20 protein-coding genes are annotated in these 26,008 nt (G+C 64.6%); 15 read left to right on the plus strand and 5 right to left on the minus strand.

The genetic code is table 11. The features are described from left to right. The first annotated feature begins 228 nt into the window (after nucleotides 1-228). Together Q4I12_RS06445 and tnpA are read left to right on the plus strand one after the other, a co-directional pair. Entirely contained in the window at nucleotides 229-1,065 is an 837-nt protein-coding gene (locus tag Q4I12_RS06445) for a split-Soret cytochrome c (protein WP_302261090.1), read from the plus strand. Between the two features lie 240 nt (nucleotides 1,066-1,305). After that, nucleotides 1,306-1,761 carry an IS200/IS605 family transposase gene (gene tnpA, locus Q4I12_RS06450; RefSeq protein ID WP_072333439.1) on the plus strand — a complete coding sequence of 152 codons (456 nt, stop codon included), beginning with the start codon at nucleotides 1,306-1,308 and terminating at the stop codon, nucleotides 1,759-1,761. A 204-nt stretch (nucleotides 1,762-1,965) separates the two neighbouring features. Here tnpA and Q4I12_RS06455 read toward each other — a convergent pair whose 3' ends face one another. The 5 genes from Q4I12_RS06455 to Q4I12_RS06475 all read right to left on the minus strand — a co-directional run bounded on the left by Q4I12_RS06455 (nucleotide 1,966) and on the right by Q4I12_RS06475 (nucleotide 7,250). Further along, on the minus strand, nucleotides 1,966-2,781 hold the full coding sequence (locus tag Q4I12_RS06455) for a ZIP family metal transporter (RefSeq protein WP_168936080.1): 816 nt from the start codon (nucleotides 2,779-2,781) through the stop codon (nucleotides 1,966-1,968). Nucleotides 2,782-3,355: 574 nt separating this feature from the next. Continuing rightward, nucleotides 3,356-3,964, minus strand: coding sequence for a recombination mediator RecR (recR, locus tag Q4I12_RS06460; RefSeq protein ID WP_302261093.1), 609 nt, complete (start codon nucleotides 3,962-3,964; stop codon nucleotides 3,356-3,358). Nucleotides 3,965-3,967: 3 nt separating this feature from the next. Next, nucleotides 3,968-4,279 (minus strand): YbaB/EbfC family nucleoid-associated protein, encoded by a 312-nt coding sequence (locus tag Q4I12_RS06465; protein WP_006007936.1) that lies wholly within the window; start codon nucleotides 4,277-4,279, stop codon nucleotides 3,968-3,970. Continuing rightward, the gene (gene dnaX, locus Q4I12_RS06470) at nucleotides 4,272-6,269 is read right to left on the minus strand and encodes a DNA polymerase III subunit gamma/tau (RefSeq protein ID WP_297158625.1); all 1,998 of its coding nucleotides are present in this window, start codon (nucleotides 6,267-6,269) and stop codon (nucleotides 4,272-4,274) included. Before dnaX ends, Q4I12_RS06465 begins: the two co-directional genes overlap by 8 nt. Nucleotides 6,270-6,329: 60 nt before the next feature. Then, entirely contained in the window at nucleotides 6,330-7,250 is a 921-nt protein-coding gene (locus Q4I12_RS06475) for a branched-chain amino acid transaminase (RefSeq protein ID WP_006007938.1), read from the minus strand. Between the two features lie 410 nt (nucleotides 7,251-7,660). On the opposite strand from Q4I12_RS06475, the gene Q4I12_RS06480 reads away from it, so the two are divergent. The 13 genes from Q4I12_RS06480 (at nucleotide 7,661) to Q4I12_RS06540 (ending at nucleotide 26,000) form a co-directional block, all read left to right on the plus strand. Beyond that, nucleotides 7,661-9,397 carry a hydantoinase/oxoprolinase family protein gene (locus Q4I12_RS06480; RefSeq protein ID WP_302261096.1) on the plus strand — a complete coding sequence of 579 codons (1,737 nt, stop codon included), beginning with the start codon at nucleotides 7,661-7,663 and terminating at the stop codon, nucleotides 9,395-9,397. Between the two features lie 268 nt (nucleotides 9,398-9,665). Next, nucleotides 9,666-10,151, plus strand: coding sequence for a tRNA (cytidine(34)-2'-O)-methyltransferase (locus Q4I12_RS06485; RefSeq protein WP_168936084.1), 486 nt, complete (start codon nucleotides 9,666-9,668; stop codon nucleotides 10,149-10,151). A 356-nt stretch (nucleotides 10,152-10,507) separates the two neighbouring features. After that, the gene (locus tag Q4I12_RS06490) at nucleotides 10,508-11,248 is read left to right on the plus strand and encodes a sulfite exporter TauE/SafE family protein (RefSeq protein ID WP_006007943.1); all 741 of its coding nucleotides are present in this window, start codon (nucleotides 10,508-10,510) and stop codon (nucleotides 11,246-11,248) included. Nucleotides 11,249-11,389: 141 nt separating this feature from the next. Next, nucleotides 11,390-14,542, plus strand: coding sequence for an efflux RND transporter permease subunit (locus Q4I12_RS06495; protein WP_302262093.1), 3,153 nt, complete (start codon nucleotides 11,390-11,392; stop codon nucleotides 14,540-14,542). Then, nucleotides 14,532-15,158, plus strand: a complete 627-nt coding sequence (locus Q4I12_RS06500; protein ID WP_297158630.1) for a YkgJ family cysteine cluster protein — start codon at nucleotides 14,532-14,534, stop codon at nucleotides 15,156-15,158. Before Q4I12_RS06495 ends, Q4I12_RS06500 begins: the two co-directional genes overlap by 11 nt. 176 nt (nucleotides 15,159-15,334) lie before the next feature. Then, on the plus strand, nucleotides 15,335-16,549 hold the full coding sequence (locus Q4I12_RS06505) for a bifunctional 3,4-dihydroxy-2-butanone-4-phosphate synthase/GTP cyclohydrolase II (RefSeq protein ID WP_204625544.1): 1,215 nt from the start codon (nucleotides 15,335-15,337) through the stop codon (nucleotides 16,547-16,549). Nucleotides 16,550-17,288: 739 nt separating this feature from the next. After that, nucleotides 17,289-18,269 (plus strand): lipoate--protein ligase, encoded by a 981-nt coding sequence (lplA, locus tag Q4I12_RS06510; protein ID WP_168936089.1) that lies wholly within the window; start codon nucleotides 17,289-17,291, stop codon nucleotides 18,267-18,269. Nucleotides 18,270-18,414: 145 nt separating this feature from the next. After that, nucleotides 18,415-19,497 carry a glycine cleavage system aminomethyltransferase GcvT gene (gcvT, locus tag Q4I12_RS06515; protein WP_302261102.1) on the plus strand — a complete coding sequence of 361 codons (1,083 nt, stop codon included), beginning with the start codon at nucleotides 18,415-18,417 and terminating at the stop codon, nucleotides 19,495-19,497. 232 nt (nucleotides 19,498-19,729) lie between these two features. Then, on the plus strand, nucleotides 19,730-20,113 hold the full coding sequence (gcvH, locus tag Q4I12_RS06520) for a glycine cleavage system protein GcvH (protein WP_040369793.1): 384 nt from the start codon (nucleotides 19,730-19,732) through the stop codon (nucleotides 20,111-20,113). 77 nt (nucleotides 20,114-20,190) lie between these two features. Next, the gene (gene gcvPA, locus Q4I12_RS06525) at nucleotides 20,191-21,522 is read left to right on the plus strand and encodes an aminomethyl-transferring glycine dehydrogenase subunit GcvPA (RefSeq protein ID WP_302261103.1); all 1,332 of its coding nucleotides are present in this window, start codon (nucleotides 20,191-20,193) and stop codon (nucleotides 21,520-21,522) included. Beyond that, nucleotides 21,519-22,970, plus strand: coding sequence for an aminomethyl-transferring glycine dehydrogenase subunit GcvPB (gene gcvPB, locus Q4I12_RS06530; RefSeq protein WP_204625884.1), 1,452 nt, complete (start codon nucleotides 21,519-21,521; stop codon nucleotides 22,968-22,970). Before gcvPA ends, gcvPB begins: the two co-directional genes overlap by 4 nt. Nucleotides 22,971-23,630: 660 nt before the next feature. Continuing rightward, entirely contained in the window at nucleotides 23,631-24,092 is a 462-nt protein-coding gene (locus tag Q4I12_RS06535) for an EVE domain-containing protein (RefSeq protein WP_006007954.1), read from the plus strand. A 522-nt stretch (nucleotides 24,093-24,614) separates the two neighbouring features. Continuing rightward, nucleotides 24,615-26,000 (plus strand): FAD-binding oxidoreductase, encoded by a 1,386-nt coding sequence (locus Q4I12_RS06540; protein ID WP_006007961.1) that lies wholly within the window; start codon nucleotides 24,615-24,617, stop codon nucleotides 25,998-26,000. Nucleotides 26,001-26,008 lie beyond the last annotated feature (8 nt).

A 26,008-nucleotide genomic window follows, 5' to 3' on the forward strand; every position in this document is an offset into this window, starting at 1 on the left:
CACTGGCGGCAGGCCCTGTCCCTAGGCCGGGAGGGGCGGGCGGGAGCGCCTCATGACGGCATGACCGGCAGGGGAGCGGGGCCGTTTGCCGAGGGGCGGGACACGACCGGAGCGGAGGAAAAGTACCCCTGTTCCATGCGATACGGCCTTGCTTTCCCCGCTGGAAAAATGTAGTGAAAAAAGTAACGACTAACATGAAGGGCGCAACGCGCCGAAGAAGGAGGATATATGGACAACAGCAGACGCAATTGCCTGTGTGGCCTCGGTGGTCTGGCCGTGGGCGGGGCCGTGGCGGCCCTGGTGGGTACCGGCGGCAGCATCGCCCAGGCGGCGGCTCCGGCCAAGCGCTTCGAGCAGGTCAACGGCGAATTCGGCTGGAAGCCCCACAAGCTGGATCCCAAGGAATGCGCCAAGGTGGCCTATGAAGGTTACTGGTACAAGGGCTACGCCTGTGGTTACGGTGCCTTCTACAGCATCATCGGTCTGCTGGGCGAAAAATACGGCGCCCCGTACAACCAGTTCCCCTTCAGCATGCTGGAAGCCAACAAGGGCGGCATCTCCGACTGGGGCACCATCTGCGGCGCCCTGTACGGTGCTGCTGCGGCCTATGCCCTGTTCTGGGGCCGCAAGGAACGCACCCCCATGGTCAACGAGCTGTACCGCTGGTACGAAGTGACCAAACTGCCCATCTACAACCCCGGCGACCTGGCCCAGGGCGTCAAGGGCGACCTGCCCAACAACGCTTCCGGCTCCGTGCTCTGCCACATCTCCGTGTCCAAATGGTGTGCCGCCAACAAGATCGAAGCCACCAGCAAGGCCCGCAGCGAACGTTGCGGCCGTCTGACCGCCGACGTGGCCTACAAGGCCGTGGAGATCTTCAACGCCAAGATCGAACAGGGCAAGAACTACAAGGGCACCTTCGCCGTGCAGCCCGCCGTGAGCGGCTGTGGCGAATGCCATCAGACCAAGGGCAACGATGCCAACTGGGCCAAGGGCGTCATGGACTGCACCCCCTGCCACAACGGCGCGGACCCCCTGCTGAACAAGTTTGAAAACCATCCCTAGGTCCGGGACCCCGCTTCCGGGCATACCTGCCTGAAAGCATAGGATAAAAAGAAGGGCGCGGCTCCAAGGAGCTGCGCCCTTTTCGTTATGGGCTTTAGCCTGTTGAGCGCCTGACAGGCGCGAAACAAAAAACCACCCGCTATGCGGGTGGAGACAATACGTTATACACACAAAAACACCTTTCCGCTACGATGAAGTTGTTCAAGCCCATCGCAACATTAACGGAAAGGTGTTTTTGTTATGGGAACCAAGGCTCATAGCCTAGCGCATACGAAATGGTTGTGCAAGTATCATATCGTCTTTACTCCAAAATATAGAAGAAAAATAATCTTCGCACAGCTCCGTGAAAGTATAAAAGAAATTCTGCAATGCCTCTGCAAATATAAAGGGGTTGAGATTCTGGAAGGGCATCTGATGCCGGATCATGTCCACATGCTGGTGTCCATTCCTCCTAAAATCAGTGTGGCAAATTTCATGGGCTACCTGAAAGGGAAAAGTTCGTTGATGATATTCGATAAGCACGCAAACCTTAAATATAAGTTTGGCAACAGAAAATTTTGGGCCGAAGGATATTATGTCAGTACGGTGGGGCTTAATGAGGCAACGATCAAAAAATATATCCAGGATCAGGAACGTCACGACATTATGAGAGACAAGCTGACATCACGCGAATATCAAGACCCCTTTAAGGGGTAGCCAAGGCGGCAAGGGCACTGGGCTTGAACAGCGTGAAAGCCAGCGTCTTTAGGCGCAGCCGGTAACAGGCCCTTACAGGGCCAGAGCAAACCACCCGCTTTGCGGGTGGTTCTGATTTGGCTGGTTCCTGTCGGCCGTATGGCCGGACGCCCTGCCCGCCGGTCGACGGTGTGACGCCGGCGGCCTGCGGGCTTTCTCTTCGTTCTAGCCCACCAGGCTGGAGAAGCTCATGACCAGGCAGAGACCGCCGATGCAGGCCACCGTGGCGGCGTTGCCGTTGCCGGAGGCATTGGCTTCGGGGATGACTTCTTCGATGACCACATAGACCATGGCGCCTGCCGCCGCAGCCAGGGCAAAGGGCAGCAGGCTGCCCGCCACCTGGGAGGCGACGGCACCGAGGATGGCGCCGATGGGGGCCGTACAGCCGGAAAAGACGCCGCACAGCCAGGACCGTTTGGCCGAGAAACCTTCGGCCCTCAGGGCCGTGGCCACCACCAGGCCTTCGGGCAGGTTCTGGAGCAGGGTGGTACCGGTGACCATGAAAGCGGAGCTCATCTCCAGGGCCACGCCCGAGGGCAGGGTGCTGCCCGCGGCCACGGCGCCGTACCCCACGCCCATGGTCAGGCCTTCGGGGATGTGGTGCAGGGCCATGGCCGTGACCAGCAGGACGCTGCGGCGCCAGCTGGTGGAAAGGCCCTCCTGCTGCTTCTGGCGGATGTGCAGATGGGGCAGGAGATGGTCAAGGCCCATGAGGAAGGCGGCACCGGCCATGAGGCCGCAGACGATGGGGATGAAATGCAGGCGGCCCATATGGGAGGCCATCTCGGCCGCGGGCTGCAGCAGGCCCAGGAAGGCTGCGCCCAGCATCATGCCGCCGGCGGCCCCCAGCATGCAGTCCATGGCCAGACGGGAAAACTCGCGGCGCAGGAAGATGGCACTGGCCCCCAGACTGACCGAGATCCAGGAAAGGATACCGGCAAGCAGGGACTGCAGGATGGGATGACCAAAAAGTGCTTCCATGAAACATTCTCCTTCTGGTTGGTCAGACCGGGCCCGATGTGTCACGCGCTGTTGCAGCAACGCGCGACCGGATGGCGGCCGTAAGGCCGTGCCCGTTGGCCGCGAGGCCACTACGGGCATCGACAGCAACGCGCGACCGAAGGCGGCCGCAGGCCGTGCCCGTTGGCCGCGAGGCCATTACGGGCATCGACAGCAACGCGCGACCGGATGGCGGCCGTAAGGCCGTGCCCGTTGGCCAAGACTCTCGGCAAAAGGCCGGGCGTGGCATCCGGGGCCGTCGGTATGACCGGCGGGGGGCTGTAAGGCGAAAGGTCCACGGAACACACCGCAAAACGGCATCCCTGCGGCCTGCCGCGCCCCCCGGAACGGCAGCCGCCGGACATGCGTACATGACGGCGTGATGAAGACGCCTTCCCGGTATGTGCGGGAAGGAGGGGACGGCGCTGGCCGTCCCTGCGGGAAGATCCCCGTGCCGGGACAGGGGCGGACGGGCCGCCGCCGTTCCCGGGCATGAAAAAAAGAAAGGGCGCCTTGGGCAAGGCTCCCTTTCCCGTCTGGAAATTGCCGGGACGCGCTAGATATCCTGCCGGTATTGCAGGGACTGGCGCAATGTCTCCCGGTCCATGTATTTGACCTCCGCGCCCAGGGGGATGCCCTGGGCAAGACGCGATACCCTGATGTGCGGGAAACGCTTGCGGACGAGGTTCCTGATGAACGACGCCGTGTTCTCCGCATCGATGGTGGCCCCCAGGGCCAGGATGAGCTCGTGGATCTCGCCTTCCTCCAGCCGGGAGATGAGGCGGTCGAGGTCGAGGCTGTCGCTGTCCATGTTGGCCAGCGGGGCCAGCAGGCCGCCGAGGATTATGTACTGGCCGTGATAGAAGCCGCCTTCGTCCAGGGTCAGCATGCTGTCCCACTCGTTGACCAGGCAGAGCGTGTCCCGGGAGCGGTTCTCGTCCTTGCAGATGTCACAGGGATCGGTGGCCGAAAGGCCGCCGCAGCGCGAACACAGGTGCAGATTGTCCCGCAGGTCGTGGATGCCCTTGCCCAGGCGCCGGGTCTCGGCCTCGGGCCACTTGAGCAGGGTCATGGCCACGCGCATGGCCGACTTGGGGCCAAGCCCGGGCAGGCGCGCCAGCTGTTCCACCAGGGCGCGCAGCGGTTCGGGAATCTGGCTGTGCATGGCCTAGAACACGCCGGGAAGGCGGATGCCGCCGGAGATGGCGCTCATCTCGCGGTCCAGGGTCTCGCGGGCGATGCGGCCGGCTTCATTGACGGCAGCCATGATGAGGTCCTGCAGCATTTCCACGTCGCCGCCTTCCAGGGCCTTGGGGTCGATGGTGAGGCCGCGCAGTTCCTGCTTGCCGGAGACCACGGCCTTGACCATGCCGCCGCCGCTGCTGGCTTCGTAGGTGCGTTCGTTGAGTTCGTTCTGCAGCTTGGCCAGCTTGTTCTGCATGACCTGCGCCTGGCGCAGGATATCGTTCATGTTACGCATGGGTATCTCCTTGGTTGGATTCGGTACAATGTTCGATATTGGCGTTGAGCAGACGGAGGCAGGCCTGCATCTCGGGCCTGTTCCGAAATTCTTCTATCAGTTCCGCCTCGGTACGGGCCTGACGCGGGGCCACGAACTCCAGGCGCAGATGCCCGGCGCCCCAGGCCGCCAGGGCCTGTTCCAGCGGGGGCCGCTGCTTCTCGGTCTGATGCAGCAGGGTCTCGGCCCGCGGGGTCAGGCGCAGGCAGTCCGGTTCCCAGCTGGCGCGCAACTGGCGCAGCAGATGGAGCTGCGGCGCGGCCTCGCCCTTTTCCAGACGCTGGGCGCAGAAATCACAAAAGGCCTGCCAGTCGGGACGGAAGCCTTCCGCAGCCGCAGGGGCTGCCGGACGCGTCTCCACGGCAGGTGCTGCCGGAGGCACGGGGGCCGTCGTCGCGGCCGGTGCCACAGGGGCGGCCGGAGCTGCGGGCCGGGCAGGTTCCACCGGTGCGGCGGCCGGGATGTCGTCAGCTTCGATCATGCCCGCTTCGCTGGGCCCCACATGCTCCGGATGTTCCGGGGCCTCGGGTCGGGGCTGGGCGGCTTTCGGGGCTGAGGTTTCCGTCACTCGTGCGGGACGGGCTGTCTGTCCGGCGGGCATTTCCCGCTGGGGCCGGGCGCAACTTCCGGGCTGCCGGGAGGGCGCAGGCTCGGGAGCGGGTTCGCTGCTGCCGGCAGCGGCGCTCTTTTCCGCCGGGGTCCCGTGTTCACGGGCGCGGGTCGCCGGGGCCCGGACAGGTACGGCATGGCCCATGTCCCGGGGCGGGAGGGGGCTGCCTTCCTGCCTGTCGTGAGCGGGATGCCCCTGTACGGGCGCGGACGGTGCCGGGACGCTGTCCATGCGCTCCAAAGGCAGCAGCTGCGGCAGCAGGGCCAGGTTGAGCAGCAACAGCTCCAGGGCTGCGGCCGGCTCGGGATTCTGCACGATGCCGCGCTGGGCGTCCAGTACCATCTGCCAGGCCGCGTGCAGGTGACCGGCGGAGAAACGCGGGGCCAGGCCCTGCCAGAAAAGGATCTCCTCGCCGGGCAGGCCCAAAGTGGGCGCCACGGCCTCGCCGCCCTGCCGCAGCAGGAACAGGTCGCGCAGATGTCCGGCCAGCTCGCGCACGAAAAATCCGATGTCCACCCCCTGGCGGAACAGGCTGGCGCACAGCTGGGAGACGGCGGCGCAGTCCCGGGCATGGAGGGCGTCGAAGAGGTCGGCGAACAGTTCCTGTCCGGCCAGTCCCAGCACTTCGCGGGTCACGGCGCTGGTGAGGTTGTCGCCGCCCAGGGCCAGGGTCTGGTCCAAAAGGGACATGCTGTCGCGCACGCTGCCCGCGGCCCGGCGCGCGATGAGGCGCACGGCGCCTTCCTCGAAGGGGACGTTCTCCTTGTTCAGGACCTGGGAAAGGTGCTGTACGAGGGCGTCCTCGCCCAGATGGCGGAAGACGAAATGCTGGCAGCGGCTGACGATGGTGATGGGGAACTTGTGCGCCTCGGTGGTGGCGAAGATGAAGACCACGCGCGCGGGCGGCTCCTCCAGCGTCTTGAGCAGGGCATTGAAGGCGCTGCGCGAGAGCATGTGGGCTTCGTCGATGATGAAGACCTTGTAGCGGCCCTCCATGGGGGCGTAGCCGATGTTCTCGCGCAGGGCGCGGGCGTCTTCCACACTGTTGTTGGAGGCGCCGTCGATCTCGGTGACGTCCACATGGCTGCCCTGAGTGATCTTGCGGCACTGGTCGCACTGGTTGCAGGGCTCGGGGCCCGGCGCATGGCGGCAGTTGAGGGCCTTGGCGAAGATGCGGGCGATGGTGGTCTTGCCCACGCCGCGCGTGCCGCTGAGCAGATAGGCGGCGGCGACCCGGTCTTCGGCGGCGGCACGGGAGAGCACGGCCTTGACCATGTCCTGTCCGGCGACCTGGGCAAAGGTCTGGGGGCGGTATTTTGCGGCGAGGGAGAGGTGCTTCATGAAAAAAACGGCAGGGCGCGCCTGTCCCCCTGAAGGTTACAGGCGCGCCGGAAGAGAGTGCTAGAACGTGTAGTGGCTCAGCCAGTCGGCGTACTTGGCGTTCTGGCCCTTGACCACGCCGAAGTATTCCTTCTGCAGGTGCTTGGTCACAGGACCGGCATGGCCGGCGCCGATGGTGCGGTTGTCCACTTCGCGGATGGGCGTGATCTCGGCGGCGGTACCGGTGAAGAAGGCTTCGTCGGCGATGTACAGCTCGTCACGGGTGAACTGCTGTTCTTCCACGGTGTAGCCCAGGTCGCGGGCCACCTTCATGACGGAGTCACGGGTGATGCCGCCCAGGATGGAGGTCCAGGGCGTGGTCTTGATGATGCCGTCACGCACGATGAAGATGTTTTCACCGGTGGCTTCGGAAACGAAACCGTTGGTGTCCAGCATCACGGCTTCGTCGTAGCCGTCTTCCTTGGCTTCGATCTTGGCCAGGATGGAGTTCACGTAGTTGCCGGCGGCCTTGGCCTTGCTCATCAGGGTGTTGACGTGCATGCGGGCGAAGGAGCTGGTCTTGGCGCGGATGCCCATTTCCAGGGCTTCGGGGCCGAGGTAGGCGCCCCAGGGCCACACGGCGATGATGGTGTGGACCTTGTTGTTGCCGGGGTAGACGCCCATTTCGCCATCACCCACGAAGGACAGGGGACGGATGTAGCCTTCCTTCATCTTGTTGGCCTTCAGGGTATCCAGGATGCCCTGGCTGATCTCGTCGACGGTGTAGGGAATGTTCAGACGCAGGATCTTCGCGGAATTGAGTAGGCGCTGGCTGTGTTCCTTCAGGCGGAAAACGGCGGAAGTGCCGTCAGCACAGGCATAGGCGCGGATGCCTTCGAAAACGGCGCTGCCGTAATGCAGGGCATGGGTGAGAACGTGAACCTGGGCGTCGGCCCAGGGGACCATTTTGCCGTCAAACCAGATGAAATCGGTCGTTTGCATGATACATTCCTCAATATATTCCGCGATATTGGCCAGGCCGGATCTTCCGCGCGCGGCGGGGCCTGTCCGAAGGGTAAAAATTTACTGGAAAGCGCCGCGTATGGCAAGCGTCCGCGGGCAGGAAGATGCGCTGCCCGCAACGGGAAGAGGCGGGAGCCCGCTACCGGGCGCGGGCTGCCGTGCCGCAGAGAGGAGAGCTCCGGCACCCTTCCGGCGGGGCATCCCGGGCCGCTTTCCTGCATCCCGGCGGCAGTTGGGCATCCTCCGGCGGTCTTTCCGGCCCCTCCCCGTATGCCGGGCCGGGGACTCCCCCCGTCAGGGCAGTGGACGGGCCTTGCTTGTCAGTGGCGGGACGAAAGTTTACAACCCAGCAGACAAACATTTCAGGCAGCGATGCCTGTGGAGGCAGCATGACAGCGCAGACGTTTCTGGGGATCGATGCGGGCGGCACGCATACCGATGCCGTGCTTTGCGGGCCGGAAGGCATCCTGGCCGGGGCCAAGGCGCCCACCTGCCACGAAGATCTGCCCTCTTCGGTGCGTGCGGCACTGGCCGCTCTGGAAAAGGCTCTGAAAGAAAAATTCGGCCCCGAGGGCCCGGCGCGCCTGCGTGCCGCGGACCGGGTGACCGTGGGCACCACCCTGGCCGTCAACGCCCTGGTGCAGGGCCGGGCCGACCGCGTGGCCCTGGCGCTGAGCGCCGGGCCTGGTCTGGCGCCCGCCCGTTTCGCCATCGGGGACGACGTCTGCATCCTGCCCGGCGGTCTGGACCATCGTGGCGTGGAAGTGACGCCGCTGGATACCCGCCCCCTGGCCGACGCCTGCGCCGCCTGGAAAAAGAAGGGCGTGCGGGCCGTGGCCTGCGTGGGCAAGTTCTCGCCCCGCAATGCCGCGCATGAGCTGGCCATGGCCGACGTGGTGCGCGCTGCCGGACTCACGCCCGTGTGCGGGCACAGCCTGTCCGGCGAACTCAATTTTCCGCGCCGCATCGCCACGGCCTATTACAATGCCGCCGTGGCCCGCATCGTGGACGGCTTTTTGACCGCCGTGGAGCAGAGCCTGCAGGCAGCGGGCATCCGGGCCCCCCTGCGTCTGCTCAAGGCCGACGGCGGGGCCGTCCCGGCGGCCCTGGCCCGGCAGGAACCCGTGCAGTCCGTCCTGTCCGGCCCGGCGGCCAGCGTCATGGGCATACTGGCCCTGTGTCCCGCCGTGGCGGAAGATGCCTGCTCCGTATTGCTGGACGTGGGCGGCACCACCACGGACGTGGCCCTGTTCGCCCAGGGCTCGCCGGTGGTGGACCGTGACGGCATGAGCGTGCGCGGCCGCCGGACGCTGGTGCGTTCGCTGGCCTCCCTGTCCATCGGCGTGGGCGGCGATTCCCTGCTGGGCGTGGAAGGGCAGGGCGCGGAGGCCCGCGTGCATACCGGCCCCCTGCGCGAAGGCCCGGCCATGGCGTTCGGCGGCACGCGTCCCACGCTGCTGGATGCCCTCAACGTCTGTGACCGGGAGCGGCCCGGCAGTCTTTCCGGGGATGCGGCGGCCTCCCTGCGCGGCGTGGCGGCCCTGGCCGGGGAGCACGGCATGGAGCCCGAAGAGCTGGCGGCCCGGGCCGTGGCTGATGCCCTCGATCAGGTGGCGGCGGCCGTGCGCGAGCTGGTGGACGGCGTCAATGCCCGCCCCGTCTACACGCTGGCGGCCCTGCGCGGCCTGCGCGACATCGCACCGGAGCGGGTCTGGCTGGTGGGCGGTCCGGCGGAGCGTCTGCGCGAGCGTCTGGCCGGACGGCTGGCCCTGCCCGTGGACTGTCCGCCCCATGCGCCGGTGGCCAATGCCGTGGGCGCGGCCCTGACCCTGCCCACCGCCGGTCTGGAAGTCTATGCCGACAGCGGCCGTGCCCTGCTGCGCGTGCCCTCGCTGGAACTGGAAGAAAAACTGCCGCGTGCGGCCACCCTGGAGACCGTGAAGGAACGCGCCGTGGCCCTGCTGGAAGAGCGGCTGGCCGCCCATGACGCGGCCGGTGCCCGGGTGGAGGTGGTGGAAGCCGACCTCTTTGCCGTGCTGGACGACAGCGGCCGGGCCTCGCGCGACATGCGCGTGCGCTGTCAGGCCGTGCCGGGCATCACCGGGCAGGTGGGGACCGCCGGTTAGGCGGGACGCTTCTCCCGGCCGGTACGTATCGTTTTTGGGGGAGGGGAGTCCCCTGCCCGCTGCCCATGCCAGCAAGGCCGGCGCCAGCGGATACGGCCCTTCGTTTTGGGGGAGCCTCCGCATCTCTGTCCATGCCCGTGACGCCTCCGCGTGGCCGGCGGGCAGGGAGGAGCGTCAGCAGACCGCTGCCGCGAGGAAGTGGTCCCCTTCAAAGCCCTCTTCCCGCCACACTTTAGTTACCGTCGTCATCAACAAGGGACGCCATCCTATGAAGATCGTCTTGTTCGAGCCGGAGATCCCGCCCAATACCGGCAACATCGCGCGCCTGTGCGCTTCCACGGGCATCCACCTCAACCTCATCGAGCCGCTGGGCTTCAAGCTGGAAGACCGCTACCTCAAGCGTGCCGGGCTGGATTACTGGCCGCATGTGCGCATGGATGTCTGGCCGGACTGGGACAGCTGGCTGGCCGCGGCCACGGCGGAGAACGGCGGTACGCCGCCGCGCTGTGTGCTGACCTCGGCCCGGGGCGGGGAGCCTTTGCAGCACTTCGCCTTCGCGCCGGACGACTGCCTGGTCTTCGGGCCCGAGACGCGCGGCCTGCCACCGGAGATCCTGAAGCGCTCCCCGTACAAGGTACGCATCCCCATGCTCAAGGACAGCGTGCGCAGCATCAACCTTTCCACGGCTGCGGGCATCGTGCTGTTTACGGCCATGAGTTCCTGCGGGCTCATGGAGGGCCCGGAATGGCAGTGATCCGGCTTTGCGCGCCGTAGCCCCGCGGGGCAGGGGGCGGTCTTTCCTAAAGCCATACGGGCAGGGTATGATCCCTGCCTTTTTTCATGCCTTTTGCCGGGACGGCGCGCTGCCCTTTGTCGCACAGCGGAGGGCAGGGGATGCCGCTCAGGGAGACGCAGGGCGATTTATCAGTAAAAATAATCTATTTCCTTTTTATGATGCACGGATGCAACGCATTTTGAGCCTCGGGGAAGGCTGGGGACGCATCCGCGCAACATTCGCGCCGTATCTTGCCAGCAGGGCCAAAAAGGAGAATAAGGCATAGAAGGTGCGGCCAGCGTGCCGCATCGATTTTTGCACATCCGGGGGGCGTGATGATCGTTGTTTTGCTGGTATGTCTGCTGGTGGGCTTTCTTGTGGGGCTGGCCGGGGTGGGCGGCATCCTGGTGCCGCCTGTGCTCATCCTCATGAGCGGTCTGGAGCCGCACACGGCCATGGGGACGGCGCTGGCCTCCTTCATCGGCACGGGCTTCGTGGGGACATGGCTCTATCACAAGAACGGGCACTACCGTTTTATGGAGGCCGTGCCCTTTGCCCTGGGCAGCTTCGTCTGTGCTGCGCCCGGTGCGCTGGTCAATGCCCGCATCGATGCCGGGCCGCTGGTCATGATCCTGGCGGTCATCATCGTTTTTGCCGGTGCCTGCACCCTGCGTCCGCCCAAACCGGGCCGCAAGGGCAGCCCCTTCTGGCTGGGCTGGAAGGGCAGGGCGGTCATCGGCGGCGCCACGGGCTTCATGGCCGGGCTCACCGGTGCGGGCGGCCCTGTGGCCTCCATCCCCTGGATGGTGCTGGTGGGCTATTCCCCCATCCATGCCGTGGCCCTGTCCATGCCCTACCAGATCGCCACCTCGTTTTCCGGCAGCGTGGGCAACATGATGGGCGGCCATGTGGACTGGATGCTGCTGCCTGCCCTGTGCGCCGTGCAGGTAGTGGGCCTGCTGGGCGGCATCGCCATGGCCCAGCGCGTGTCGGCGCCGTTTTTGCGCAAGGTCATCGGTGCCCTGTGCATCGGGCTGGGGGCCTTCCTCTTCCTGCGTCAGGCGGGCTGTTTTTAACAGAAATAATTCCCGAGCTGCTTCTTGGGGATAATCCCCTTGAATCTCAAATAAAATACCGTTGCAGACGCAACATTTGTGCGGGCGGGCCAGGGGCTCGCCCGCTTGTGTCCTGCGGGACGGGCAGGTATGCTGCAGCGTATGAATATCGCTGCCCTTTTCATCCGCCGACCCGTGGCCACGGCACTCATCATGCTGGGCATGCTCTTCTTCGGGGCTGCCAGTTATGTGAACCTGCCGGTCAACCAGTTGCCCAACGTGGACTTTCCCACCATCCAGGTGAGCGCCGACCTTTCCGGCGCTGACCCGGAGACCATGGCCGCTTCCGTGGCCACGCCGCTGGAAAAGGAATTCTTCACCATCGCGGGCATCGACTCCATCTCGTCCGTCAATGCCACGGGCCGAACACGCATCACCATCCAGTTCGCCCTGGACCGTGATATCGACGCCGCGGCCCTGGACGTGCAGGCCGCCATCGGTCTGGCCCAGCGCCGTCTGCCCACCAACATGACCAATGACCCCAGCTTCCGCAAGGTCAACCCGGCAGACTATCCCATCCTCTATCTGCGCGTGGGCTCTCCCACCCTGCCGCTGTACGAGCTCAACGAATACGCCGATACCCTGGTGGGGCAGCGACTTTCCATGGTCAAAGGGGTGGCCCAGGTGGTCATCTACGGGCAGAAGAAGTATGCCGTGCGCGTGCGTGTGGACCCCGACGCCCTGGCCAGCCGCGGGCTGGGCATCGACGAGGTGGCCGATGCCGTGAGCAATGCCAACAGCAAGCTGCCCACGGGTTCGCTGGAAGGGGAGCGGCGCGCCAGCGCCATCAAGGCCTCGGGCCAGCTGGAGGACGCCGAAGCCTTCCGCGATGTGGTGGCGGCCTACCGCAACGGCGCGCCCGTGCGCCTTTCGGACATCGGCGAAGTGGTGGACAGCGTGGAGCAGGACAAGCAGCTCTCCTGGGCGGATGACGGCAAGCCCTGTATCATGCTGGCCGTGGAACGCCAGCCCGGCGCCAACACCGTGCAGGTGGTGGACGACATCAAGACCCTGCTGCCCGGCCTGACCCGCCAGCTGCCGCCCTCGGTCAAGCTGGAGATCTTCTATGACCGCTCGGAATCCATCCGCGAGTCCGTGGCCGAGGTGAAGTTCACCCTGGTGCTGACGGTCTTCCTGGTGGTGCTGGTCATCTTCCTGTTCCTGCGCAACCTGCCGGCCACCATCATCCCCAGCCTGGCCCTGCCCATGTCGGTCATCTCCACCTTCGCGGTGATGCTGGCCATGGGATTCAGCCTGGACAACCTGTCGCTCATGGCCCTCACCCTGGCCGTGGGCTTTGTGGTGGACGACGCCATCGTCATGCTGGAGAACATCGTCCGCCACCAGGAGATGGGCAAGGACCCGCTCACGGCGGCCTATGACGGCTCGGGCGAGATCGGCTTCACCATCCTTTCCATGACCGTCTCCCTGGCGGCGGTGTTCATCCCGGTACTGTTCATGGGCGGCATCGTGGGCCGTCTGTTCTACGAGTTCGCCGTGGTCATCATCACGGCCATCCTGTTCTCGGGCGTGGTCTCCCTGACCCTGACCCCCATGCTCTGCGCCTACTTCCTGCGCCATTCGGGCAGCAAGCACCGCGTGGGCTATGAGGGCATCTACGGCAAGCTGGAGCGCGCCTTCGAATGGCTGGCCGACAAGTACGCCCGCTCCCTAGATGTGGTGCTGCGGCATCGCCGCACCACGCTGATCTTCTCGCTCCTCTTGCTGCTGGCCACCGGCTGGCTGGGCGTCATCGTGCCCAAGGGCTTCCTGCCCAGCGAAGACATGGGCTTTGTGGTGGCCACCACCGAGGCGGAGCAGGGCATCTCCTTTGAAGGCATGGTCAAGGCCCAGCACAAGCTGGACGAGGTGCTGCGCAACAACCCGCATGTGGACCGTTTCAATTCCGTGGTGGGTATCGTGGGCAGCAGCCAGAGCATGAGCAACGGCACGCTCATGATCCACCTCAAGCCCCACGGCGAGCGTCCGGACATCCAGACCGTGGTGCAGCGCCTGCGCCGCGAGCTCAACACCTCGCCGGCCATGCAGGTCTTCCTGCGCGTGCCGCCGGCCATCAACATCGGCGGGCGTTCCACCAAGGCCCTGTACCAGTACACCCTCACCAGTACCAATATGCAGGAGCTCTTCGAATGTGCCCAGAAGGTGGAGGCCGCCCTGCGCCAGGTGCCGGAGATCCAGGACGTCAACAGCGACCTCCAGCTCAAGAACCCCGAGATCCGGGTGACCATCGACCGTAACCGCGCCTCGGCCCTGGGCATCAGCGCCGGGCAGATCGAGCTGGCCCTGCAGACGGCCTACGGCTCGCGCGAAGTCTCCACCATCTACGCGCCCACCAACGACTACACGGTCTTCGTGGAGGTGCGCAAAGACTTCCAGCGCAACCCCGACGCCCTGACGCGCCTGTATGTGCGCTCTTCCAGCGGCGAGCTGGTGCCCCTGTCCACCGTGGCCAGGATGAGCCCCGGCGTGGGCCCCATCGCCGTGAACCATGACGGCCAGTTCCCGGCCGTGACCATCTCGTACAACCTGCGTCCCGGCGTGGCCCTGAGCGAAGGCGTGGCCGCCGTGGAACGCGTCAGCCTGCCGCTGTTGCCCGACTCGGTGAGCGCCAAGTCCCAGGGCACGGCCCAGGCCTTCCAGGATTCGCTCAAGGGCATGGGCTGGCTGCTCCTGCTGGCCATCGTGGTCATCTATCTGGTGCTGGGCATCCTCTACGAGAGCTTCATCCACCCGCTGACCATCCTTTCCGGCCTGCCGTCGGCGGGCTTCGGGGCCCTGTTCACCCTCTGGATATTCGGCCAGCCGCTGGACCTCTACGGCTTCGTGGGCGTCATCATGCTGCTGGGCATCGTGAAGAAGAACGCCATCATGATGCTGGACTTCGCTCTGGAAGCCCAGTGCCATGACCCCTCGCGCACGCCGCTGGACGCCATCACCGAAGGCTGTCATGTGCGTTTCCGTCCCATCATGATGACCACCATGGCGGCCCTCATGGGCGCGCTGCCCATCGCCATCGGCATGGGTGCCGGCGCCGAGGCCCGCCGTCCCCTGGGCCTGGCGGTGGTGGGCGGCCTGTGCTTCTCCCAGCTGGTGACCCTGTACATCACGCCCGTGTACTACGCTTATATGGAAGACTTCTCGCGCTGGCTCACCCGCCGCTTCGGACAGCGTTTCGAGGCCAACCGTGCCGCCCGTGCCGAGCATGAGAAGGAGGAAGGCAGCCATGCCGGATAACACGCCTGTGTGCCGCCGTTGCGGCCGTTGCTGTGAACTGGGCGGGCCCGGCCTGCTGCGGGACGATGCCCCGCTGCTGTCCTCGGGCGCCCTGAAGCCGGAGATGCTCGTCTGCCTGCGTCGCGGCCAGTGGGCCCGGCAGGACGGCATGGGCGGCGGCCTGGCCCAGCTGGAGAACGAGATGATCAAACTGGCCGGTACGGGCAAGGCCCCGCATCCGTGGCAGTGCCTGGCCTATGCGCCCGGCACGGGCTGTACCATCTATGAGCGGCGTCCCGTGCAGTGCGGCGTGCTGTTCTGCGAGGATACCCGGCCGCTGGAGGCCCTGCTGCGGGACGTCCCGGCCCTGGACCGCCGGGCGGCCATCGCCCTGCTGCCCCTGCCCGACGCGCAGCGCCGTTTGTGGGAGGAGCTGGTGCAGGCCCATGAGGAAGCCTGCGACGTGCGCCAGTACTTCGTCCTGCTGGACATGGGCGACCGTGAGGCCGCCGCGGCCATGGAGCGGTACGACGCCGCCTTCCGCCGGCTCTGTGTGGAGCGCGGCGCGCTGACGGAGGCCGAACTGCCCTTTTTGCTGGGGCAGCCCCTGCGCGATCTGCCCCGCAACGAGGGCTAGCCACGGCTCCGGGCCGCCGGATGCCCCTGTCCGCCTTCGGGCTCCTTGCGGAGGGCATGCCCGGCCACGGCCCGGCCCAAAAGCGCGTCCCCCGTTGACAGGACGGCAGAGCGGCCCTACCTTTAGGCACAAACGAAGATAACGCCGTCCCGTACGGCACAAGCCAAGGAATTGACATGCCTCTGTGCAGCACTGAAGAAGCCATTGCCGAGATCCGGCAGGGCAAAATGATCATTCTTGTGGACGATGAGGACAGGGAAAACGAAGGCGACCTGACCATGGCCGCCGAATTCGTGACCCCTGAAGCCATCAATTTCATGGCCAAGTTCGGCCGTGGTCTCATCTGCCTGCCCATGTCCGGCGAAATGGCCGACAAGCTGCAACTGCCCCTGATGGCCAAACATAACGGCTCGCGTTTCGGCACCAACTTCACGGTGTCCATCGAGGCCCGCGAAGGCATCACCACCGGTATCTCCGCCGCCGACCGCGCCACCACCATCAAGACCGCCGTGGCCGACGGCGCCCGTCCCGACGACCTGGTGACCCCCGGCCACGTCTTCCCCCTGCGCGCCCGTCCCGACGGCGTGCTGGCCCGCGCCGGCCAGACCGAAGGCAGCGTGGACCTGGCCCGTCTGGCCGGTCTCAAGCCTGCCGCCGTCATCTGCGAGATCATGAAGGACGACGGCACCATGGCCCGCATGCCCGACCTGGAAGTCTTTGCCGCCGAGCACGGCCTGAAGATCGCCTCCGTGCGCGACCTCATCTGCTACCGCATGCGTCGCGGCCAGGTGTCCGTCAAATGCGATGCCAAGGCCCACCTGCCCAGCCTGTACGGTGACTTCACGGTCTACGCCTACGAGAGCGACCGCGAGCCCGGCACCCATCTGGCCCTGGTCAAGGGCGACATCACCACGCCCGAACCCGTGCTGGTGCGCGTGCACAGCCAGTGCCTCACCGGCGACGCCCTGGGCTCCCTGCGCTGCGACTGCCGTGGCCAGCTGGCCGCCGCCCTGCGCCAGATCGAAAAGGAAGGCCGCGGCGTGCTGCTCTACATGCGTCAGGAAGGCCGCGGCATCGGCCTGGCCAACAAGATCCGCGCCTATGCCCTGCAGGACGAGGGCTACGACACCGTGGAAGCCAACCGCAAGCTGGGCTTCCCCGATGACCTGCGCGACTACGGCACCGGCGCCCAGATCCTCGTGGACCTCGGCATCACCAAGATCCGCCTGCTGACCAACAACCCCAAGAAGATCGTGGGCCTGTCCGGTTACGGCATGGAGATCGTGGAACGCGTGCCCATCGAGATCGAAGCCTGCCCCGAAAACGAATCCTACCTGCGTACCAAGAAGGAAAAGATGGCCCATCTGCTGACGGGCATCCGCTGCCACTAGGCCGCAGGACGAAGCGTCCGCATGGCGGGGAAGAGGACTTGTGCCTCTTCCCCGCTTTTTTTGTGCCCTTGCTCCATCCCCGGCTGCGGAAGGAGCGGATCGGGCCCTGCCATGGCCGGGCCGCAGGGGCAAACGGGGCTGATGGCGCGAAGATGTACCCGCCATCACAGATGAATGTTTGTAATCGATAGATGAAATGTATAAGATATTTAAAAAAATTTTATAAGAAAATCATTTCACATGATTGCATAAATTATTTTTTATGACAGTCTATCCTCTGATAGAATGATGTTTTTTGCCTGTTCTCTCTTTATTCCTGCATTGGTATCGCAAAAAATGAACAGGAAAAATCGACGCAGTATGCGGATAGTATGCGTGAGACTGCGTTGGCAAACGTCGTTTTCCTGAGAAGGATGATTCCCTTTCACCTCTGCATCCAAACATGGCACAGCGGCGTCAGCCTTGCGGCCGGTCCCGTGTGCGGCCTTTTGGAATGGGCGTATCTTTCCGGGCGTGCCGGAAGGTGGCGTTCCCTTTTTTCTCACAGCAGGTTATGCTCCTGCACTGTCTCGGGATGGCAGGAGGCGGCCTGTGCCGCCTTGCCGTCAGACGGGTATGGGCTCGACCTCACGCCATATTTCACAAAATATTTTCTGAAATATTTCTTGTTGGGCCCCTGCAGCTATGCTATTTTTATGCCGGACCCGGCACCGGTCGGCTGTCTTTTCAGGAGCGTCCCATGCAGTTTCTTTCCCTTTCTTCCACCGATCCTGCTCTCAATCTCGCTCTTGAAGAATGCCTGCTGCAATGGCTGCCCGCGGATCATCCGGGCCTGTTTTTGCTCTGGCAGAACGCCCCCAGCGTCATCGTGGGACGCCATCAGGTCACGCTGGACGAGATCGACGCTGACTTCGTCCGCCGGCGCGGCCTGCCCGTGGTGCGCCGCATGACCGGCGGCGGCGCGGTCTATCATGATCTGGGCAACCTCAATTTTTCCTTCATGGAGAATGCGCACGGGCGCAAGACCGTGGACTTCGCGCGTTACCTGCGTCCTGTCTGCGCGGCGCTGGCCGAGCTCGGCGTGCAGGCCTCCCTTACCGGACGCAACGATCTGGAAGCCGGGGGCCGCAAGATCTCGGGCAGCGCGCAATCCCTGCGGCAGGGGCGCATCCTGCATCACGGCACCCTGCTGGTATCGCTGGATTTTGGCGAGCTGGTGCAGGCCCTGCATGTGGACCCGGACAAGATCCGCTCCAAGGGCATCGCCTCGGTACGCTCGCGGGTGGCCAACATCTCCGAGTTCTGGACGCCGGGCAGCGGCATGGAAGACCTGCGGGCCGCGCTGCTGCGCCACTGCGCCGACGGGGAGGGGAGCCTGGAGCCGGAGGTGCTGCGGGCGGCGGAAGAACTGGCGGAACGCAAATACCGCAGCTGGGACTGGAATTACGGCGCCTCGCCGGCCTTCACCCTGCAGCGGCGCGAACGTTTCCCCTGGGGGCTGGTGGACTGGCGCCTGGACGTGCGGGACGGCATGGTCCGGGACTGCCGCATCTGCGGGGACTTTTTCGCCGCCGCGGACATCGCCGGGCTGGAAGAGCGCCTGCGCGGGGTGCGCTGCCGGAGCGACGCGCTGGCCGGGGCCCTGAACGGGGTGGCCTGGCAGGAATATTTTTCCCATTGCGATCCGCAGCGCATGGAGCAGTTTTTCACGACGTTGTAGGCCATCCCTCCGGGCGTTCCGGGACAGGTCCCGCACGCTTCGGGGAGGAGCGACCTCTCTGCGCTAACATCAGGCCGGTCGGGCCCTGTCCTGACCGTGCCATCCGTCATCCGGCCGGAGCCGCGCCGGAAAGGAGGAAGGAACCGTGGCCGAACTCAAGACCCCGCTCACGGACTGGCATGTGGCCCACGGCGCCAAGATGGCGCCTTTCGCGGGCTGGCTGATGCCCATCCAGTATGAGGGCATCCTCGTGGAGCACCAGCATACCCGTCAGCATGCCGGTCTGTTCGATATCTGCCATATGGGCGAGTTCCGCATCCGGGGCGCCGGTGCCGATGCGGCGCTGGCCGCCGCCGTGAGCCACAACCTGGCCACGCTGGCCCCTGGCCGTTGCCGCTACGGCTTCCTGCTGACGGAAAAGGGGACGGTGCTGGATGACTGCATCGTCTACCGTTTTGGCCCGGACGACTTCATGGTGGTGGTCAATGCCGCCTGCGCCGCCGGGGACTTTGCCACCCTGCGTGCCCGCCTGCCCGAAGGCGTGGCCCTGACCGACATCTCGGAGCAGACCGGCAAGATCGACCTGCAGGGCCCCGAAGCCGTGGACGTGCTGGAGACCCTGCTGGGCCGCAGCCTGCGCGACATGCCCTATTTCGGCTTCCGCAGCGAGGCCTGGCAGGGCTGCGAGCTGCTGGTGAGCCGCACCGGCTACACCGGTGAGCTGGGCTTCGAGCTCTACGTGCCTGCCGGACAGACCCAGGCCCTGTGGGAAGCCCTGCTGGCCGATGAGCGGGTCAAGCCTGTGGGCCTTGGCGCGCGCGATACCCTGCGTCTGGAAGCCGGCCTGCCCCTCTATGGCCACGAGCTGGACGAGAACCACACCCCGGCCGAGGCGGGCATGGGCCGCATGCTGACCAGCACCGCCCCGTATGTGGGGCGTGAAGGCGCGCAGGAAGTGCGCCAGAAACTGCTGGCCCTGAGCATCGAAGGCCGTCGCGCCGCCCGCAACGGCGATGCGCTCCTGCTGGAAGACGGCACCCCGGCGGGCGTGGTCACCAGCGGTTCGTTCGCGCCTTCGCTGGGCCATGTGGTGGCCTTTGCCTGGGCCGACGCCGACAAGGCCGATGCCGCCGCCTATCTGGTGCAGGCCTCGCGCAGCCAGCTCAAGGCTACGGTCACCGAAGCGCCCTTCTACAAGGAAGGCACGGCCCGCAAAAAGCTGGCCTAAAGAGGACGGCCCGGCTCTCGTCGGCCGGTACGGAGCCTGTCCGCCGTCCCTTGTCCGGCGCGGCCGGACGAAGAAAGACGGTACTCCAGCCATATTTCAGGAAAGATCCCGGCAGGGCAGGTGAGGCCCGGCAGCACCATGCGGATGGCGGACTGCCGGGGCCCCTCGCCCCGCCACAGATGCTGACATCAACTTCCGGGACAGCGCATCGCCCCGGACCAAGGAGAAGACCATGAGCAATCCCGAAGACCTCCTGTACAGTGCGTCCCACGAATGGGCCAAAGTCAACGGTGAAGAAGCTGTCCTCGGCATCACCCATTTCGCCCAGGAATCCCTGGGTGACATCACCTATGTGGATATGCCCGCCGAAGGTGACGAACTGACCGCCGGCAGCGAGTTCGGCGCCGTGGAATCCGTGAAGGCGGCCAGCGACCTGATCTCGCCCGTCAGCGGCACGGTGGTGGCCGTGAACACCGAGCTGGAGAACGCTCCCGAAGTCATGAACAGCGATCCCTACGGCGCCGGCTGGATCGTGCGCGTGAAGCTGTCCGCCCAGCCCGAAGGCCTGATGGACGCCGCGGCCTACGAAGAACACTGCAAGAACGAGCAGCACTAGTCCGTGGAGCGGCAGGGCCCCGGCCCTGCCGCCTTTTTTCCACCAGCACGGCAGCCTTCGCTGCAAGGAGCTCCCCTATGCCATTCATTCCCCATACGCCGGACGAAGTGCAGGAAATGCTCTCCGTCGTGGGTGTGCGCAACCTTGACGACCTTTTTGCGGACATCCCGCCTGAAATGCGCCCCAAACATTTCGATTTGCCCAAGGGGCAGAGCGAATTCGCCGTGTGCCGCTACTTCGAGGACCTGGCCGCCGCCAACGTCTCGCCCTCCGTCTCCTTCCTGGGCGCGGGCTTCTACGCCCATTATGTGCCCCGCGCCGTGGACGCCCTTTCCGGCCGCAGCGAGTTCTATACCTCCTACACGCCCTATCAGGCCGAATGCTCGCAGGGCACCCTGCAGGCCATCTTCGAATACCAGACCGCGGTGAGCCGCCTGCTGGACATGGATTGCGCCAATGCCTCCGTCTATGACGGCGGCACGGCCCTGTTCGAGGCCTGCATGATGGCCGTGCGCGCCACCCGCCGCAAAAAGCTGGTGGTGGACCAGTGCATCAATCCCATCTGGCGGGCCATGCTGGAGACCTACTCCTCCAGCCTGGACATCACCCTGGTGACCGTGCCCCACAAGGACGGCCTGAGCGATATGGAAGGCCTCAAGGCCGCCGTGGACGCCACCTGCGCCGCCGTGCTGGTGCAGAACCCCAATTTCTTCGGCGCCGTGGCCGACTTCAGCGAGCTTTTCGCCCATGCCCGCGCCTGCAAGGCCCTGGGCGTCATCTCCGTCTATCCGGTCATGCAGTCCGTGCTCAAGACTCCCGGCGAGATGGGCGCCGACATCGCCGTGGCCGAAGGCCAGAGCCTGGGCCAGCCCCTGAGCTTCGGCGGCCCCTATCTGGGCATCATGACCTGCCGCAAGGAGCATATCCGCCAGTTCCCCGGCCGTATCGTGGGCCGCACCACGGATCTGGAAGGCCGCACCGGCTATGTGCTCACCCTGCAGGCCCGCGAGCAGCACATCCGCCGCGCCAAGGCCACGTCCAACATCTGCTCCAACCAGTCCCTGTGCGCCCTGCGCGCGCTCATGTACCTTTCGCTGGTGGGCCCGGACGGTCTGGCCCGCGTGGCCGAACACGGCATGGCCCTGGCCCGCTACGCGGTGGAAAAGCTCACGGCCCTGCCCGGTGTCTCGCTGCTCAATGACGCCCCCTTCGGCAACGAAGTGGCCCTGCGCCTGCCGCGTCCCGCCGAAGAGGTGGTGCAGGCCCTGCTGCGCCGGGGCGTGGCCGCCGGTTATCCTGTGGGCCGTGCCTATACGGGCATGGACGATGTGCTCTTGCTGGCCTGCACCGAGTGCAACACGCGTGCGCAGGTGGATGCCATGGTCGAAAAGCTGGGAGGTCTGCTGTGAAAACCATCTTTGCCGAATCCGTAGAAGGCCGCCGCGCTCCCGGTCTGGCCCTGCCTGTGGACGACGACGCGCCCCGCGCCGCGCAGATGCTGCCCGAAGCCCTGCTGCGCAAGAGTGCGCCGCGCCTGCCCCAATGCTCCGAACTGGACGTGGTGCGCCACTTCACCAATCTGTCCAAGCTCAACTACAGCGTGGATGCCAATTTTTATCCCCTTGGCTCCTGCACCATGAAGTACAACCCCAAGTTCACGGAATACGTGGCCGCCTTGCCGGGCTTTGCCCGCATGCATCCCCTGCTGGCCCAGCTTTCCGGCGAACTGGCCCAGGGCGCCCTGCAATGCCTGTATGACGCCGAACGGTGGCTGTGCGAGGTCACGGGCATGAAGGCCTTCACCTTCCAGCCCATGGCCGGGGCCAACGGCGAATATACCGGCGTCAAGCTCATTGCCGCCTACCACAAGGCCAAGGGCCGCAACCGCACCAAGATGCTCATCCCCGACTCGGCCCACGGCACCAACCCCGCCTCGGCCGTGCTGGCGGGCTTCGAGATCGTCAACGTGCCTTCGCGTGACGGCATGGTGGACCCCGCCGCCCTTGAAGAAGCCATGGCCAAGTATCCCGACCAGGTGGCCGGTCTGATGATGACCAACCCCAACACCCTGGGCCTGCTGGAGCTGCATCTGCCGCGCATCGTGGAAGTGCTGCGCCGCGAAGATGCCCTGCTGTACTACGACGGCGCCAACATGAACGCCATCCTGGGCAAGATGCGTGTGGGCGACGTGGGCTTCGACGTGGTGCACCTCAACGTCCACAAGACCCTGGGAACGCCCCATGGCGGCGGTGGCCCCGGCTGCGGTCCCGTGGGTGTGGGCGAGCGCCTGCTGCCCTTCCTGCCCGCGCCGCGTGTGCGCAAGGCCGAAGACGGCAGCTATGCCCTGGACTACGATCTGCCGCAGAGCATCGGCCACATCGGTCCCTTCTACGGCAGCTTCGCCGTGGTGCTGAAGGCCCTGGCCTACATGATGCGTCTGGGCGCCGAGGGCCTGACCCGCGCGGCCGAGTTCGCCAGCCTCAATGCCAACTATCTGCGCAAGAAGCTGGAGGGCGTGCTCGATGTGCCCTTCGACCGTATTTGCGCCCACGAGTTCGTGGCCTCCGCTCCCGAAGGCCTGCGCGCCCTGGACATCGCCAAGGCCCTGCTGGACCGCGGTTTCCATGCGCCCACGGTCTACTTCCCGCTCATCGTCCATGAATGCCTCATGGCCGAGCCCACGGAGACCGAGAGCAAGCAGACCCTGGATGCCTACATCGAGGCCCTGCGCGAGATCGTGGCCCTGGGCAAGTCCGATCCCCAGCAGCTGCTGGATGCTCCGGTGAAGATGCCCGTCCGCCGTCTGGACGAGACCGCGGCCGCGCGCCACATGATCCTTACGGAAGATATGGAATAACAGGCAGGACGGCCGTACCCCCTGTGAGGGCGCGGCCTCCCGCGTGTCATGCCTTCGTCACGGCGGCCTTTCGGGGCCGCCGTTGTTTTTGGGAGATGGAGGTTGTGGGAGCCGTGGAGTAGGGGGACGAGAGGGGAAGGGGCGTTTTTTGTAAAAACTGCCCCTTCCCCTCTCGTGCTCTCCCCAACCCCGAAAAAACTTTTGTCAGGGGCGGCCTTCGGTCCCCGTCGTTGTCCGTCAGTTGCCGGCGACTTTTTCGTGACCCGGAAAGGATGGAGGGCGGAGGGGATGCCCGTTCTTCCCGGAGGCAGGGGAGGGGGCTGCCGTGGCTGGGCGTGAAACGCGGGAACGGTATGCAGGGGAATAAGTGACGGTGGCGTCCGTATCACCACGTCACGGGGGAAGCAGGTTTTCCGTCTATGGTTTGGCCGCTACATATCTCGTGACTTCCTGTCCGTTTGCAGAGAACGATGCTGACGCTTTTTGTCCGGCGACGGGGACTTTCCCTATCGTTCAGAGAAAAAGCTTTGGGAGGGGAGGGCGATGCAAGGAGGAGGCCTTTTCCCAAAAAGGTCTTCCCGCCCCCTGCGTGCCCAGCATCTTTCCAGAACACTTGCCACTTTCTTTTTGAGAATATATCCTGATAAAAAAGGAGGTACCATGAACTACTGGTTGTTCAAGAGCGAGCCGGGCTGCTACTCCTGGCAGGATCTGGAGGCCGCGCCCGGGCAGACCACGTCCTGGGACGGCGTACGCAACTATCAGGCCCGCAACTTCATGAAGGCCATGAAAAAAGGCGACCTGGGCTTTTTCTATCACAGCGGTGCCGACCCCTCCATCGTGGGCGTGGTGGAAGTGGTGCGCGAGGCGTATCCCGACCATACGGCACAGGACCCTGAGAACAATCATTTCGACCCCCGGGCCACGCCGGAAAAGCCCATCTGGGAGATGGTGGACGTGCGCCTGCACAAGGCCCTGCCTGCCCTGAGCCGCAAGGAACTGTCCGCGCATGCGGCCCTGGCCGGTATGGAGCTCATGCGCCGGGGCAGCCGTCTCTCCGTTCAGCCGGTGAGCGCAGAAGCCTTTGAATATATTATGCATTTGGCGAATGAGAAAAAATAGACAATCTCAAAGCCTGCATGGGGAGCAGAAAAAGTGTTTCCGGAAGATTCTGGACAGGATATAGAAAAATTTTTTGTTTTGATTTCTTACCGGTAAGATAAGTGTGCCTGAAAGAGACTGCAGTAATGTGCAAAATGAAGAGCATATTGCATATCTATTCTTTCTCTTTTGTGTGGACGTTCTTTGGAAAAGAGTGATTGTATCATCTGTGTTGCCGCTTTTTTTGTACATTTTACCTTAATAAAAGAAGAGAAGGAGTTTATGGTCATATTTTATAAAATATTTTTAAAAATACAAGAAAAAGAGGATCCTCTTTTTTCTTTGCAACAGCAGGTTGGGGAGCAGTTTTACCTTTTCAAAAAAAGAAATTCTTGCTAAAAAAAATCATTCGGCCCGGATCAACCTATTCTTCGGAGCAGGTCTTGCTGCGTGCTCTTTTTTTCGTGTTCCGGGTAGATTGGGTGCAGGCCCGGTCGGGAGCCCGGGTTGATGAGCATATTTCATGAGTAACAGGAGGCCCTTATGGCAAGCCAGGCGCTTATCAAAGAATTTGAAGATCTCCTCGGCAAGGAAAACGTGTTCAGCTCCGAAGCTGACCGCCAGAGTTATTCCTATGATTCCGCGGTGCTGCCCCCCGTGGTGCCCGCCTTTGCGCTGCGTCCCACCACCACTGAGCAGCTCGGCATCTGTGTGAAAAAACTCTATGACTACGGCATTCCCATGACCGTGCGCGGTGCCGGTACCAACCTGTCCGGCGGCACCATCCCGGACAGCAAGGAAAGCGTGGTCATCCTGACCAACGGCCTGAACCGCATCCTTGAGATCAACTCCGACGACCTGTACGCCGTGGTGGAACCCGGCGTGGTCACGGCCACTTTCGCTGCCGAGGTTGCCAAGAAGAACCTGTTCTATCCCCCGGATCCGGGTTCCCAGGCCGTGTCCACCCTGGCCGGCAACATCGCCGAAAACGCCGGTGGTCTGCGTGGCCTGAAGTACGGCGTCACCAAGGACTACCTGATGGGCCTGGAATTCTTTGACGCCACCGGCGAGCTGGTCAAGAGCGGTTCCCGCACCGTCAAATGCGTCACCGGTTACAACCTGGCCGGCATGATGCTGCAGTCCGAAGGCACCCTGGGCATCATCTCCCAGGCCGTGCTCAAGCTGGTGCCCCCGCCGCAGGCCTCCAAGGCCCTGATGGCCGTGTTCGATGACATGCAGAAGGCCGCCGAAGCCGTGGCCGGCATCATCGCCGCCCACGTGGTGCCCTGTACGCTGGAATTCCTCGACAACAACACCATCGTGCGCGTGGACGACTACACCAAGGCCGGCCTGCCCCGCGACGCCGCGGCCATCCTGCTCATCGAAGTGGACGGCCATCCCGCCCAGGTGGCTGACGAAGCCGTGGTCGTGGAACGCGTGCTGCAGCAGACCGGTGCCGTGGCCGTGCATGTGGCCAAGGACGCCGCCGAAAAGTTCAAGCTGTGGGAAGCCCGCCGCCAGGCCCTGCCCGTGCTGGCCCGCTGCAAGCCCACCACCGTGCTCGAAGACGCCACCGTGCCGCGCTCCCAGATCCCTGCCATGATGAAGGCCGTCAACGACATCGCCAAGAAGTACAATGTCGAAGTGGGCACCTTCGGTCATGCCGGTGACGGCAACCTGCATCCCACCTTCCTGTGCGACAAGCGCGACAAGGAAGAATTCGCCCGCGTGGAAGCCGCCGTCGACGAAATGTTCGATGTGGCCATCAGCCTGCACGGTACCCTGTCCGGTGAACACGGCATCGGCACCGCCAAGTCCAAGTGGATGGAAAAGGAAACCTCCCGCGGCACCATCCTCTTCTCGCAGCGCCTGCGCCGCGCTCTGGATCCCAAGGGTCTGCTCAATCCCACCAAGCTGGTGGGCATTTAGGGAGACAC

This window comes from Desulfovibrio piger (assembly GCF_951793255.1).
In the GTDB taxonomy this organism is placed as follows: Bacteria; Desulfobacterota; Desulfovibrionia; order Desulfovibrionales; family Desulfovibrionaceae; genus Desulfovibrio.

Excerpts from the sequence above, each read along its gene's own strand:
- Q4I12_RS06445 (WP_302261090.1), top strand. The coding sequence starts at position 229 with ATGGACAACAGCAGACGCAATTGCCTGTGTGGCCTCGGTGGTCTGGCC.
- tnpA (WP_072333439.1), top strand. The coding sequence starts at position 1,306 with ATGGGAACCAAGGCTCATAGCCTAGCGCATACGAAATGGTTGTGCAAG.
- Q4I12_RS06455 (WP_168936080.1), bottom strand. The coding sequence starts at position 2,781 with ATGGAAGCACTTTTTGGTCATCCCATCCTGCAGTCCCTGCTTGCCGGT.
- recR (WP_302261093.1), bottom strand. The coding sequence starts at position 3,964 with ATGCACAGCCAGATTCCCGAACCGCTGCGCGCCCTGGTGGAACAGCTG.
- Q4I12_RS06465 (WP_006007936.1), bottom strand. The coding sequence starts at position 4,279 with ATGCGTAACATGAACGATATCCTGCGCCAGGCGCAGGTCATGCAGAAC.
- dnaX (WP_297158625.1), bottom strand. The coding sequence starts at position 6,269 with ATGAAGCACCTCTCCCTCGCCGCAAAATACCGCCCCCAGACCTTTGCC.
- Q4I12_RS06475 (WP_006007938.1), bottom strand. The coding sequence starts at position 7,250 with ATGCAAACGACCGATTTCATCTGGTTTGACGGCAAAATGGTCCCCTGG.
- Q4I12_RS06480 (WP_302261096.1), top strand. The coding sequence starts at position 7,661 with ATGACAGCGCAGACGTTTCTGGGGATCGATGCGGGCGGCACGCATACC.
- Q4I12_RS06485 (WP_168936084.1), top strand. The coding sequence starts at position 9,666 with ATGAAGATCGTCTTGTTCGAGCCGGAGATCCCGCCCAATACCGGCAAC.
- Q4I12_RS06490 (WP_006007943.1), top strand. The coding sequence starts at position 10,508 with ATGATCGTTGTTTTGCTGGTATGTCTGCTGGTGGGCTTTCTTGTGGGG.
- Q4I12_RS06495 (WP_302262093.1), top strand. The coding sequence starts at position 11,390 with ATGAATATCGCTGCCCTTTTCATCCGCCGACCCGTGGCCACGGCACTC.
- Q4I12_RS06500 (WP_297158630.1), top strand. The coding sequence starts at position 14,532 with ATGCCGGATAACACGCCTGTGTGCCGCCGTTGCGGCCGTTGCTGTGAA.
- Q4I12_RS06505 (WP_204625544.1), top strand. The coding sequence starts at position 15,335 with ATGCCTCTGTGCAGCACTGAAGAAGCCATTGCCGAGATCCGGCAGGGC.
- lplA (WP_168936089.1), top strand. The coding sequence starts at position 17,289 with ATGCAGTTTCTTTCCCTTTCTTCCACCGATCCTGCTCTCAATCTCGCT.
- gcvH (WP_040369793.1), top strand. The coding sequence starts at position 19,730 with ATGAGCAATCCCGAAGACCTCCTGTACAGTGCGTCCCACGAATGGGCC.
- gcvPA (WP_302261103.1), top strand. The coding sequence starts at position 20,191 with ATGCCATTCATTCCCCATACGCCGGACGAAGTGCAGGAAATGCTCTCC.
- Q4I12_RS06535 (WP_006007954.1), top strand. The coding sequence starts at position 23,631 with ATGAACTACTGGTTGTTCAAGAGCGAGCCGGGCTGCTACTCCTGGCAG.
- Q4I12_RS06540 (WP_006007961.1), top strand. The coding sequence starts at position 24,615 with ATGGCAAGCCAGGCGCTTATCAAAGAATTTGAAGATCTCCTCGGCAAG.